The following is a 13,319-nucleotide window of genomic DNA, read 5'->3' on the forward strand; positions in this document are numbered from 1 at the left end:
AACAGCACAAACAGCACAAACAGCACAAAAACAAAAAACAGTACATTAAAACCTGTTTTCAGGACTCATACCGCCTTGATGGATAAATCATATATCGGGTTGTCATCCAGATATCCCAGGCTTTTTGCTCTGGGTGTAGCTCTGATTGTGTTTCTGGGTTTATGGGCCATTGACAATAATGAACGTGAACTGGCCATCCAGAAGCAAAAAGTCGACATCATAGAAAAGCTGGTGGTCTTGCGTACCAAGCTTGGTACGGGCATGACTTCAAATATTTCTGCCGCCCGCGTACTGGCCGTCACGTTCGCTACCAAGCCGGATTTGTCTGAACAGGAATTCAAGGTGTTGGCGGCTGAAGTGGCCAGTGCCAATCCCAGTATCCGTAATCTGGTTCTCGTCAAAGGCACGGTGGCCAGCTATGTCTATCCTTATAAAGGGAATGAAAAAATCCTCGGTGTCGATTATCGCCAGTTACCCAAGCAATGGCCAGTCTATCAGCGCATGATAGAAGAACACACCATACAAATTGCCGGGCCATTGACGCTGGTGCAGGGCGGTGTCGGCCTGGTAGTGCGCATCCCCGTCTACCAGCATGAAAACCGCGATGAATTTCTTGGTTCGATCGCGATGGTGGTCAATTATGACCAGTTGCTGGAACAGGCTGGCGTCGCACAGATGCAAAATGAAATCAATCTGTCCATACGTGGCCGTGATGCCAAAGGCAGCAAGGGAGAAGTGTTTCTCGGTGACGGCAGTTTGTTCACTGGTGATGCGGTCAGGCAGAGCATCATGCTGCCTGGCGGTAGCTGGGAGCTGGCCGCCTTGCCGCACGGTGGCTGGCAAGGCACGACCAGGTTATCGAGATTCATCGAAGTTTTTGGCCTCATTGTTTGCCTCATGGCCTGGATGCTCAGCTATCAATCCACCATCAAACGCAGGCAACGTGAACTGAATGCAGAAGAGCTGCGTGAAAGTGAGGCCTTGCTGCGTCTGCGCAATGAAGCCCTGAGCGCTACTTCGCAAGGTGTGATGATCGCCGGCAGCGATGGCCATATCAATTATGTCAATGAGGCAGCTTGCCATTTGAGTGGATATGCAGAAGATGTCTTGCATGAAAAAAAACTCGGTGATTTATTTGCTCCCGCTGTTACCAGCATGTTGGCCCAGGATAATGAAGAGCAAAAACCACTGACACTGGAATACAGCAGACTGAGTGACAATGGTCAGTTACTGTGGCTGGAGTTATTGCTCACCCCCGTCTACGACCAGCAAGCCAGATTACAGCAATACGTCGCCCTGTTGCGTGACATTACCGACAAAAAACTGGCCGACAAAGAGCTGGAAATTGCCGCCATGGCATTTGAAACTGAAGAAGGCATATTAATCACTGATGCCAACCTCATCATCTTGCGCGTCAATAAGGCATTTACCCGCATCACCGGTTATGAAGCCAGCGAGGCGATAGGTCAGGGCACACGCTTGCTGCAATCTGGTCGTCACGACGAGTCTTTCTATAGCCAGATGTGGGACGAGATACGCCGTAATCATCGCTGGCAAGGTGAGCTGTGGAATCGCCGCAAGAATGGTGAAATTTATTCCGAACGGCTGGTAGTGTCTGCCGTGCTGGATGAGGATGGCAAGGTCAGTAATTATGTCGGCTCTTTCAATGACATTACCGAGCACAAGGTCTCTGAAGAAAAAATTCATCAGCTGGCTTTTTTTGATCCACTCACCAGTTTGCCGAATCGCCGTCTTTTGCTGGACAGATTGGCGCGTGCCTTGTCACTGAGCCGCAGGCATCTGCGTTACGGTGCGATTTTGATGATAGACCTGGATAACTTCAAAACCCTGAATGATACCCAGGGTCATAATATGGGTGACTTGCTGCTGACCCAGATAGGCAAGCGCATCCATGCCTGTGTGCGCGCTGATGATACAGTCTCGCGCACTGGTGGCGATGAATTCGTGGTCTTGCTCGAAGGCCTGCATGAAGAGCAGCAATATGCCGCCAGTCTGGCTGAAAACGTCGCTGAAAAAATCCGCCTGACCCTGAGCCAAACCATCAATCTTGGTCATATCGATTATGAAAGTTCAGGCAGCATAGGTATCACCATGTTTGGTGCCGAGGCTGTTGGTATCGATGAATTATTGCGCCGTGCCGACATGGCCATGTACCAGGCCAAGGCATTGGGTAAAAACAGTGTGCGCTTCTTTGATCCCAGCATGCAGGCAGCACTGGAGTTCCGCACTGCGATGGAAACTGATTTGCGCCATGCCCTCATGCATGATCAGTTTGTCCTGCATTATCAATTGCAAGTCAGCGCCCTTGGTGACCCCATAGGTGCAGAAGTTTTATTGCGCTGGCATCACCCCAACCGCGGACTGGTGTCTCCACTGGATTTCATCCCCCTGGCAGAAGAAACGGGTCTCATCTTGCCGATAGGGCTATGGGTGCTGGAAACTGCCTGCAAGCAAATCGCCATCTGGGCCGATGACCCGGTTAAATCCGGCATGCAACTGGCAGTAAATGTCAGCGCCCGCCAGTTCCGCCATCCTGGTTTTGTAGATGATGTGAAACGCATTTTGCATGACACGGGTACCAACCCGGTCTTGCTGAAACTGGAGCTGACTGAAAGTGTCGTGCTTGAAGACGTCGCCATCGTCATAGAAAAAATGCATGCCATCAAAAAACTTGGCGTGGGATTTTCCATGGATGATTTTGGTACCGGTTATTCATCACTTTCTTACTTGCAACGCTTGCCGCTGACACAGCTCAAGATAGACCGCAGTTTTGTGCACAACCTGCCAGATGATGTGAACAATGCGAACATCGTCCGCACCATCATCAGCCTGGGTGCCAGCCTGGATTTGAATGTGATTGCCGAAGGCGTGGAAACCGAACAGCAGCGCGAATTTTTATTGCAGGCCGGTTGCCAGGCCTATCAGGGTTACCTGTTCTGTAAGCCTATTCCCATAGACGAATTTGACCGTTTCATCAGCAACCGTCACACGCTACAAAAAGCCGACAGCCCAAAAGTTGAAATTCAGGTAAGCTAGAGTCGCGACTATCGTATCCCAAAGCGATGGCGAGTAGTTTACAAGTGGTATTAAAATAAAAGGGGAGACAAATGCGATTGAACAAAACAGTAATGCGCCTGGCAGGTCTGGCGCTGGCCGTATGTATGAGTGCGCAGGCCAGTGCCACCGAAGTTGCCGGAGTTAAATTTGATGAAAGCGTACAGGTAGGCGGCACAGAATTGAAGTTGAACGGTGCTGGCATACGCTATAAGGCCATTTTCAAAGTCTATGCAGCGGGACTGTATCTGAAAGAGAAAAAGACCACAGTACCAGAAGTACTGGCATCACAAGGTCCACGTCGCGTGACTATCGTCATGTTGCGCGACCTCAGCAATGAAGAATTCGGACGTGGTTTCATGACCGGCATTCAACAAAATACCGACAAGGCAGAAAAGTCCAAAATGACTTCACAATTCATCCGTTTCGGTGAATTGTTTGCCTCCGTGCCTGAACTCAAAAAAGGCGATGTCATGACCAATGACTGGATACCCGGTGTCGGCACAGTGGTAGCACTGAATGGCAAGAAAATGGGCGATCCTTATCCGGACCTCGGTTTCTACAATGCCTTGCTGCGTATCTGGCTGGGAGAATCCCCGGTAGACCGCAGCCTCAAGAAAGCCATGCTGGCTGAAGAAGATACACGCGGTCGTTAATTCTTCAAGTTCAAAATCAGGTGAAAAGCGCAGGGATGCGAGTCCTTGCGCTTTTTTATTACGTGCATCAGCTCACACGTTCCTTAGTCATCGAATGCTGGAGCAAGTTTGGCAAGGAGGCGATTATTTCCATGACGCATATCAAGTATTCAAAAGAAGCTATTTCGCAGTCGCTATATATAAGTGTATATTACGCTTCTTGTTCGACACTTATTCTTCTGGATACCTCATGCAAATCAAGACCCTGGGTAAGTTAATTGCCAGTATTGCTTTCTGCACAATTTCTGTCAGCAGCCTTGCCGCAGAAGTGACAGTCTCTGCCGCTGCCAGCCTGACCAATGCCTTCAAGGAAATTGCGCAAAATTACCAGACGCAATATCCTGAGGCCAAGGTATCCCTGAACTTTGGTGCGTCTGGTGCGCTGCTGCAGCAAATTGCCAAAGGTGCACCGGTGGATGTATTTGCCTCGGCCGATCAGGAAAGCATGGATGAAGCACAAAAGCAGGGCCTGGTCATCGCCGCCGACCGCCGTGATTTCGTTAAAAATACCCTGGTGCTGATTGCACCCATAGACAGCACTTTGCCCATCAAACGCCTGGAAGATTTGAACCAGGCTGGCGTCAAGCGTATTGCTATCGGTAACCCTGCCAGCGTGCCGGTCGGGCGTTATACCCAGCATGCACTGACGGCAGCAAAGCTCTGGCCTGCGCTGGAAGCCAAGGCCATCTATACCCAGAACGTGCGCCAGTCGCTGGACTATGTTGCCCGTGGCGAAGTGGAGAGCGGTTTTGTGTATGCTACCGATGCGGCCGTCATGAAAGACAAGGTCAAAGTCGTCATGAATGTGCCGCTGGATATACCTGTCACTTATCCTGTCGCCAAGATCAAGGCCAGTACCAATGGGGAAGAAGCCAAACGCTTTATCGCCTTTTTGTTCTTGCCGCAAAGCCAGGCTATCCTGACTAAATACGGCTTCCAGAAACCGTAAAAACCTTAAGGTTATAGATGAACCCAGCATGGACAGCCCTGCTATTGTCATTGAAAGTCGCGGGCTGGGCCACGCTGCTGAATCTGATTTTTGGCATAGGGGTAGGCTATTTGCTGGCACGCAAGCGTTTTCCTGGTCGTGACCTGCTCGATACCTTGTTGACCCTACCCATGGTCATGCCACCCACGGTGCTTGGTTATTACCTGCTGGTCCTGCTGGGGCGGCGTAGCGCAATCGGCGCTTGGCTGCAAGATCACTTTGGCTTCAGTTTTATTTTTACCTGGCAGGGTGCAGTCATTGCGGCAGCCATCGTCGCCTTCCCGCTGGTATTCAAACCGGCAAGGGCGGCTTTTGAAGCGGTAGATGGGCAACTGGAGCAGGCAGCCAGGGTCTTGGGTGTTAGTGAAATGGCGATCTTTTTCCGCGTGACTTTGCCGCTGGCATGGCGCGGCATACTGGCCGGTGTTTTGCTTGCCTTTGCGCGCGCCCTAGGTGAGTTTGGTGCCACTTTGATGGTGGCTGGCAGCATACCCGGCAAGACCCAGACCTTGTCGATTGCCGTTTATGAAGCAGTGCAAGCGGGGCAGGACGATGTCGCCAATACCCTGGTCTTGCTGACTTCGGCGGTCTGTATAGCGGTGCTGCTACTGGCGGGCAAGCTTGCACCGGGTCGCATCGCCAACCGCATGTGACGCCTTTGAATATGAGTAGATACCATGCAATTTGACCTGCACATACACAAGAGCCTGCAATCTGGCCAGCGTCGTTTTGAACTTGATGTCGTGGTTCGCAGCGATAGCCAGCGCCTCGTCATACTCGGGCCGTCCGGTGCAGGCAAGAGCCTGGTGCTCAAAGCCATTGCCGGTTTGATGACACCCGATACCGGTTATATCCATGTCGCTGGCAGCACCCTGTTCGACCATGCAGCCCACATCAACCTGCCGCCACAGCGCCGCCAACTGGCTTACCTGTTCCAGGACTACGCCTTGTTCCCGCATCTGAACGTGGCGCAGAATATTGCTTTTGGTCTGGCCCATGGCTGGCGCAATCCATCTGCCAGAGTGCAGGATGAAAAGGTCGATTACTGGCTGGATGCTTTGCAGATAAAAGCACTGGCGAGGCAAATGCCGCATGAATTATCCGGCGGGCAAAAACAGAGAACTGCTCTGGCCCGCGCCCTGATCGCTGAACCACGCGCACTCTTGCTGGATGAACCCTTTGCTGCCCTCGACCAGCCTTTGCGCATCAGCATGCGCACGGAACTCGATAGCCTGCAAAGACAATTGAATATCCCCATGATACTCATCACCCATGATGCAGAAGATGCCCAGCTGTTTGGTGAACATGTGCTGAACTTGCAGGATGGAAAACTCATTAATATTGCTCATGTATAGCATGAAAGAGCATGAGGACGACAAAGCAATGAATGTAAAAAATAAATCCATCGCCCTGCAAGGCTCAGTATGGATGACCGTCGATGGCGAAAACTTTGGTGGCAAGGGCCGCATTGCCCTGCTGGCCCAACTGGCCGAAAGTGGTTCCATCACCCAGGCCGCCAAGGCTGTCAAGATGAGCTATAAAGCCGCCTGGGATGCCATCGACACCATGAACAATCTCGCAGGCGAACCTCTGGTGGAACGTCTCACAGGTGGCAAGGGTGGTGGTGGTACACGTCTGACGAAGCGTGGTGAACAACTGGTCAATAATTTCAAGATCATAGAACAGGAACACCGTGACTTCATCGCCCAGTTAGACAGACAGGCAGTGGGCATTGCCGACGATTTTTTATTGATCAGGAAAATGAATATGAAAACCAGCGCACGCAACCAGTTCCTCGGCAAGGTCAGTCAGGTCAAACCCGGTGCCATCAATGATGAAATAGAACTCGAAATAGCCGGCGGACAAAAGATAGTCGCCATCATCACCCATGAAAGCACGCTGGAGCTAGGTTTGCAAATAGGTGCTGAAGCCTTTGCATTGATCAAGGCTTCTTCCATCATCCTCATGGAAGAAGACCCAAAAGCCAGGCTCTCAGCCCGCAACCAACTTACAGGCAATATCAGCCGCATCTTGCCTGGTGCAGTCAATATCGAAGTAGTGGTCGAATTGCCAGGTGGCGCAACTCTGGCCGCTATCATCACCAACGAAAGCGCAAGCAGCATGGGCCTGTTTGTAGGTGGTACGGTGACAGGTTTGTTCAAGGCATCCAGTGTGATACTGGGCGTGGTGGGTTGAGGGGGAGGTCTGGTGCCTCATTTCAACGAGTAGAATAGGACTTTATGGTCCGTATAATTTTCCCTGAATACGCATTGACCAAAATAGATTTCATGTTTTTGGTGTAGCCATCGTCCGATAATATCTTGGTATATTCCCAGGCGAGGGTATCAAGTTTTTCATAGTACATGAGCCTGGCAGTCATGTCCTTTTCGAGCAAGCCTTTCTTGATGATGGCACCGTCTTCATCTTGTTCGTGTATGAAAGCCAGGTTTTTTTCGAGAAAACCTTTTCTGGCTATGACGCTCGTTAACTCTTTGAAAGAATGAAACACTTGCTTGTTTGTTGAATTCGCATAAGCAGGCAGGTTAATCTCCTTGAGCACACTCGCGTCAGACTTGAGCCAGATTTCAGCGGGAAAAATGGTTTTAGGTGTACCAGGTAATTCAAAATCGAACTGCAATATATAGGCTGGAACTTTTCCTTGCTCGTTTTTGGAACTTCCGTCTGGCAACTGAACACCAGCAAATTTCAAATGAGCATATTGTGTTTCACCCATGCGGTTTTTAAGATGTTCGGTAAGTCGCGCTACGACGGGTTGTGGGATATCTGCCAGTGATTTTGCCTGCTTCGTCTGGTAGCCACCGAACCCAACCAGGCCGTGACCAGACGACTCTGGAACAATTTCAGCAAACACAGTGCGAGAAAGTTGAGTCAAAAAAGCGAGAAAAAGTAAACACCTTATATACGTATTTATCATCGTTAAGAATTTACATCTTTAATGTGGTGGATGGTTGGCGTAGCTGATAATCGCTGTGGACTTACAATAATATTATTCCAATGTGAATTTCAGGTCCCGATTATCCTTCGCCGCATTCCCCGCAAAGTCCGCCGCATGGATACGCAAGACATAATTGCCAGGTGCTAACTTGCTGACATCCCAGCTGCCTTTTTTAGCAATCCCGTCTTTGACCGAATTGCTGGTCATGTACAAAAAGCGGGTTTTCTTCGCGCCGTGTACCGTGATGCCGCTTTCTTCTGCATACAATAATTTCACCATTTCACGGTCGGGTGGCAGGGCGTTGAATTCCATCGTCATGCGCGGGTTTTCATAGCCGGGCACGGGGCTGCCGTCGGTGTACAGGAGTTGATAGCCCAATTGGTACAGACCCAGACGGCGACGTTTTGCATTGCCGTCTACCTGGTCATAGGCATCAACGACGATGCCATAGTCTTTGACCTGGCTGGACAAGAGCAGGCGGCCTTTTTGCTTTTCTTTGACTTCCTTACCACTGCCGTCAACGATCGTGATCTCTTCTATTTGTGGTGCGACGGTATCGAACAGGCCGGGGAAGTTCAGTTGCAGTGGGTTGATTTTGAGACCCGCATGATTATGTTCCAGATGCACATGGAACATGCGGTTGATACTGCCCAGTGCCTCGCCAGTCTTGAAGCGGGTGCCGCGTCTGACACGTACTGCATAGGGTTTGCCTTCTGCGTTAGTCTGTAGCTGGAATTTATCCTCATCAATTAGCGCATCTTTGGCGGTGCGCCCCACTTTCATGTGGATATAAGCCATGCTGTCGAGCTTGATGCCTTCGCTGAGCCCAGCATAACCCCAGCTACTGCTGGTGCCTCGCACTTTCTCATCGGCGATGGCATATACGGTCGTACCCATATTCGCCTGTACATCAAGACCGCCATGGAAATGGTCGCGGCTTTCGCCATCATAATTGCCGCGCACTTCGCCCATGGTACCTACCACTTCATGTGGCGATTTTTGTGGCTTGATGGGCCAGGGGTAGGATTTGATTTCATCGTCGAGACGGGTATTCTTGATTTCTTGCTTGGGTGCTGGTGCCGCAGGTTTTTCCTCTGTCGCGGCATCAACTGTACCGTGCGCACGTATCCTCACCAACTGCAGGCGTGCTGAATCGCTGACGAACAAGGTACCCTTGTCATTCAGGGCTATGCCTGTGGGTTGGAGAAAGCGTGGCGTCGTTTCATCCCCGGGTTCAAAATTGATACCCACACCTGTTACGCCGCGCATTTCACCTGTGGGCGAAATCTGTATGATGCGGCCCTTGCCACCTTCGCCTATGTATAAATGATCGTCGTAGGTGGCGACTATGCTCAAAGGGCGGCGCATCAGTGGCTTGTCCTCATCCTCCTGGGCGCGCGCTATGGTTGTTACCTGCCCATCTTTGCCCAACCTGCGAATGGCGTCGTTCTTGCTGTCGGCGATCAGTATGTCACCCTTGCTATTCAAGGCAAGGCCTGTTGGCGTATCAAACAGGGCATCAGCTGCCGGACCATCCAGATAACCAGAACCATTGCCACCAGCGAGAGTGCTGACCTGGCCATCCGGGCTGATCTTGCGTATGCGGTCATTGTAGGTATCTGCTACATAAATATTCCCAGCCGCATCAACTGCTATACCTACCGGGCCATTGAATTGTGCTTCAGCACCCAGGCCATCGTGGAAACCGGGTTTGCCATTGCCTGCTAATGTCGTCACCATGCCTTCAGGGCTGATACTGCGTATGGCGTGATTGCCTGTATCAGCCACCAGCAAATTACCCTTGCCATCCAGCGCAATGCCAGACGGTGTATTGAAAGCCGCCTGATCAGCCTTGCCGTCGGCAAAGCCTTCAACAGAGCCAGCATAGGGCGCAACTGCACCATCAGCGCTGATCTTCATGATCAGGTTATGTTCACCGGCATCGCTGACAAAAATATTGCCTTGCTTGTCTGCTGCGACCGCGTAGGGATCTGAAAAATAACTGGCATCGATATCTGGCACGCCAGCGTACACATCCAGTTCCGCTTGCCATTCAAATGAGGTTGCTAATGGCTTTTTGATGACACCTACTTTAACCAGCAAATTTTCTGGCGCAATATCGCTATTATCCTTGCCCAGATAACGTGCCAGTCCCAGGACAATGGCAATCAATGCGATAACAAACAGCAGTCGTATGAAGATGGTTCTGAGCATGGGAAAAATAATTGGATTGCGGTGCAAGTCGTGCAGCTTAGCCCAAATACAGCGCGCTTGCCATCATGGACATTGCGGCCTTGCGCAGAAAATTCATAAATGGATTAGCATCTGGTTTCTGTGCTGAAAGGCCGCTATCAGATTAACCCAGGAAGGAAACACCATGTCCAGCTCTGTCATCAGCAATTTTTCCATCAACAAAAAATGGCCAGCGCAACATCCTGAACGCCTGCAATTGTATTCATTGCCGACGCCGAATGGCGTAAAGGTTTCCATCATGCTGGAAGAAACCGGCCTGCCATATGAACCGCATCTGGTCAATTTTGAGACCAATGATCAGATGTCGCCAGAATTCTTGTCGCTGAACCCGAATAATAAAATCCCTGCCATCATCGACCCGCAGGGCCCAGGCGACAAACCACTAGCCCTGTTTGAATCCGGTGCCATCCTGCTGTATCTGGCTGACAAAACCGGACTGTGCATCCCCACGGATGCAGTAGAGCGCTATGAATGCATACAATGGCTGATGTTCCAGATGGGAGGCATAGGCCCCATGTTTGGTCAACTTGGTTTCTTCAATAAGTTCGCTGGTAAAGCCTATGAAGACAAACGTCCGCGTGACCGTTATGTGGCGGAGTCCAAACGCTTGCTGGCTGTAGTCAACCAGCGTCTGGCTGACCGCAAATGGATCATGGGTGATACCTATACCATTGCCGATATCGCCATTTTCCCATGGATACGCAATCTCATCGGTTTTTATGAAGCGGGTGATCTGGTGGGCATCAATGATTATCCACATGTACAGCGCGCCCTGGCTGAGTTTGTCGGACGCCCGGCAGTGCAGAGGGGATTGCTGATACCAGGGCGTTGATACTTATAAGCTTCATTTGTTGCTTGCCTTGTTACTTGATTAGGCCTATAAAATATTTTTAGCGCTTTGTCGATTTGCCCGTATCCCGAACGTCATTGTCATGACGGTGCATCCTGCCCGTTATATGTTGAAGAGGAGAAAGTCATGCAATACATGTTATTGATAGCCGCAAATGAAGCCGAAGAGCAACAAATCCCGGATGCCGAAATGGTGCAGATGATTGCTGCCTATGGTGCCTATACCGAAGCCCTGATACAGGCGGGTGCCCTGGTATCCGGTGAGCGTTTGCGCGAATCGACCAAGGCAACCACGGTACGCGTGCGTGAAGGCAAGACCACGGTGCTTGATGGCCCTTATGCCGAGGCCAAAGAGCAACTGGGTGGTTTTTACATCATCGATGTGGCAGACCTGGATGCGGCCTTGCACTGGGCGGCGCGTTGCCCAGGTGCCGCCTATGGTTCAATTGAAGTCAGACCAATCTGGCCTACAGAAAAAATGCCTGGCGACGAATGTTCGGCAGCAAGCTAGCGAGTATTGTTACTGTAGCCGGGGCAATCAAGGCAGCAGAGGCCGCCGCTCGTAACAGCTATGGGCGGCTGGTCGCTATCCTGTCGGCTCGTTCGCATGATGTGGCCTGGGCAGAAGATGCTCTGTCCATTGCTTTTGAAAGCGCCTTGCAACACTGGCCGCAGACTGGCATACCGGCAAAACCCGAAGCCTGGTTATTGACCGTGGCCAGACGCGCCATGATAGATGGTGTACGCCAGCGGCAAACCCAGGCAGCAGCCTTGCCTGATTTGCTCTTGCTTAGCGATGAGTTGATGGATGAAGTGGACAGCGCCGCCATCCCTGATCAGCGTCTGGCGTTGATGTTTGCCTGCGCCCATCCGGCCATAGACGCCAGCATGCGTGCGCCGCTGATTTTGCAAACTATCCTTGGCCTGGATGCGGCGGCAATTGCCTCGGCTTTTCTGGTTTCACCTGCGACCATGGCACAAAGACTGGTAAGGGCGAAAGCCAAGATACGTGATTCCGGCATACCTCTGTTGATACCAGACCAGAGCGTCATCGGCGAAAGACTGGATGCCATCACCGATGCCATCTATGCTATTTATACCGCCGGCTGGGCTGATACTATAGGCACAGAAGGGCAAAGGCCAAATCTCGCAGATGAAGCGATATGGCTGGCCGATTTATTGGCAGCCCTGAAACCTGACGAGGCCGAGTCCCTGGGTTTGCTGGCACTCATGCTGTACACGGAATCGCGACGGCCAGCGCGCCGTGATGCTGGTGGGGATTATGTGCCGCTGGCCCAACAAGACACCAGCTTATGGGATGGCAAACTCATTCATGCCGCTGAAAAAATCCTGAGACGCGCCAGTGCTTTGCAACAAGTCGGACGTTATCAGCTGGAAGCCGCCATACAATCTGCCCATGCGGCAAGGCGCGCCATCGGCAAGACTGACTGGCAGGCGATAGTACAACTCTATGCGCAGTTAATGCGCATCACAGATTCACCCGTGGTCGCCATCAACCACGCCATTGCCTTGGCAGAGACAGCCGGTCCACAAGCTGCTTTGCAGATATTGCCGACAGTGCAGGCTCAACCTCGTTTGCAAAACTACCAGGCATACTGGGCGGCACGTGCGTATTTGCTGAAGAGTGCAGGTGAATGGGCGCAAGCGCGCCAGGCTTATGATGTTGCAATAGGGCTGGAAGCGGATGAGGCAGTGCGGCGCTTCCTGCAAAAACAACGTGCCAGTCTGGATTAGTGATTCTTGCGTAACAAGGCTTCCAGCCTGTTCGCCAGGTCCGTATGTTTTTTATGCAGGTAATGGTAAAGCGGGATGGTGCTGATAGGTGGCGTCAGCATATGCACTGTGCCTTCCAGTCCCATTTCCTTGACCAGTTGCAAACCGGTTTGCTCATCAATGACGATCAGTTCTACCCGCTTGTTCAACATTTGCCGGAAGGCTGCCTTGATATTGTGTTCGGCATGGCCGCTAGTAAAGCCCAGGGTATGTTGTTCTATGACCTTGGTGCCGGTTTCATATGAAAACGTGTGTTCACGCAGGCTGTCCCAGCCTTTGTCTAAATATTTATTTTTATCCAGGGCAAATGCCACAGTATTGGTAGTCGCCAGCGGCACCATGATTTGCAAGAGGTTGGGATATTCCACACTCAAGCCCGCCTTGCGCATGAGTTCGCCATCCAGGCGACCGCTATTCGATTCCTGCAAGGCGCGGTTGCCGGGCAGGTTGACGAACTCTACTTGTACACCCAGTTTTTTATAATTCTCGGTCAGATACGTGGCGGCAGCTTTTTCCATAGGGCCACCCTGGCCAAAAGTGGCAATACGTATGCTTTCTTGCTGAGCCAGGGCATGCCCGGATGCGCACAGGTAAAAAATGCTGAATGCGCAAAGCCATATCGTCTTTGTCTTGCCATACTTGCCCAAGATCATGCCCGAACTCCATATCCATAGCTGGATGTTTATTTTCATTAAGTATTGCTTATACA

Annotated in this window: 12 protein-coding genes; 9 read left to right on the plus strand and 3 right to left on the minus strand. The window is 51.3% G+C overall.

What is annotated here, in order from left to right; all coding sequences use genetic code 11:
• Nucleotides 1-78: 78 nt before the first annotated feature.
• From AC07OI_RS11605 to AC07OI_RS11630, 6 genes are all read left to right on the plus strand, one after another.
• A complete protein-coding gene (locus AC07OI_RS11605; protein ID WP_495257324.1) occupies nucleotides 79-3,057 on the plus strand; it encodes an EAL domain-containing protein in 2,979 nt (992 codons plus the stop codon).
• Between the two features lie 71 nt (nucleotides 3,058-3,128).
• Nucleotides 3,129-3,731: a chalcone isomerase family protein gene (locus AC07OI_RS11610; protein WP_492702093.1), complete on the plus strand. Its 603-nt coding sequence runs from the start codon at nucleotides 3,129-3,131 to the stop codon at nucleotides 3,729-3,731.
• Between the two features lie 229 nt (nucleotides 3,732-3,960).
• On the plus strand, nucleotides 3,961-4,719 hold the full coding sequence (gene modA / locus AC07OI_RS11615) for a molybdate ABC transporter substrate-binding protein (protein ID WP_495257325.1): 759 nt from the start codon (nucleotides 3,961-3,963) through the stop codon (nucleotides 4,717-4,719).
• 17 nt (nucleotides 4,720-4,736) lie between these two features.
• Entirely contained in the window at nucleotides 4,737-5,411 is a 675-nt protein-coding gene (gene modB, locus AC07OI_RS11620; protein WP_495257326.1) for a molybdate ABC transporter permease subunit, read from the plus strand.
• Between the two features lie 24 nt (nucleotides 5,412-5,435).
• A complete protein-coding gene (locus tag AC07OI_RS11625; protein ID WP_495257327.1) occupies nucleotides 5,436-6,113 on the plus strand; it encodes an ABC transporter ATP-binding protein in 678 nt (225 codons plus the stop codon).
• 28 nt (nucleotides 6,114-6,141) lie between these two features.
• Complete coding sequence (locus tag AC07OI_RS11630; protein WP_495257328.1) at nucleotides 6,142-6,954, plus strand: TOBE domain-containing protein; 813 nt, start codon at nucleotides 6,142-6,144, stop codon at nucleotides 6,952-6,954.
• A 22-nt stretch (nucleotides 6,955-6,976) separates the two neighbouring features.
• Here AC07OI_RS11630 and AC07OI_RS11635 read toward each other — a convergent pair whose 3' ends face one another.
• Both AC07OI_RS11635 and AC07OI_RS11640 read right to left on the minus strand, forming a co-directional pair.
• A complete protein-coding gene (locus tag AC07OI_RS11635) occupies nucleotides 6,977-7,651 on the minus strand; it encodes a hypothetical protein (protein ID WP_495257329.1) in 675 nt (224 codons plus the stop codon).
• A gap of 114 nt (nucleotides 7,652-7,765) precedes the next feature.
• Nucleotides 7,766-9,928: a gluconolaconase gene (locus tag AC07OI_RS11640; RefSeq protein ID WP_495257330.1), complete on the minus strand. Its 2,163-nt coding sequence runs from the start codon at nucleotides 9,926-9,928 to the stop codon at nucleotides 7,766-7,768.
• A 163-nt stretch (nucleotides 9,929-10,091) separates the two neighbouring features.
• On the opposite strand from AC07OI_RS11640, the gene AC07OI_RS11645 reads away from it, so the two are divergent.
• From AC07OI_RS11645 to AC07OI_RS11655, 3 genes are all read left to right on the plus strand, one after another.
• On the plus strand, nucleotides 10,092-10,799 hold the full coding sequence (locus AC07OI_RS11645) for a glutathione S-transferase N-terminal domain-containing protein (protein WP_495257331.1): 708 nt from the start codon (nucleotides 10,092-10,094) through the stop codon (nucleotides 10,797-10,799).
• A gap of 144 nt (nucleotides 10,800-10,943) precedes the next feature.
• Entirely contained in the window at nucleotides 10,944-11,327 is a 384-nt protein-coding gene (locus AC07OI_RS11650; RefSeq protein WP_492702075.1) for a YciI family protein, read from the plus strand.
• Nucleotides 11,309-12,571 (plus strand): RNA polymerase sigma factor, encoded by a 1,263-nt coding sequence (locus tag AC07OI_RS11655; RefSeq protein WP_495257332.1) that lies wholly within the window; start codon nucleotides 11,309-11,311, stop codon nucleotides 12,569-12,571. Before AC07OI_RS11650 ends, AC07OI_RS11655 begins: the two co-directional genes overlap by 19 nt.
• Here the strand turns inward: AC07OI_RS11655 and AC07OI_RS11660 are convergent.
• A complete protein-coding gene (locus tag AC07OI_RS11660; RefSeq protein WP_495257333.1) occupies nucleotides 12,568-13,302 on the minus strand; it encodes a substrate-binding periplasmic protein in 735 nt (244 codons plus the stop codon). The two genes, AC07OI_RS11655 and AC07OI_RS11660, sit on opposite strands and share 4 nt — an antisense overlap.
• Between the last annotated feature and the right edge of the window lie 17 nt (nucleotides 13,303-13,319).

The organism is Undibacterium sp. GW821-FHT07F11 (assembly GCF_059418665.1).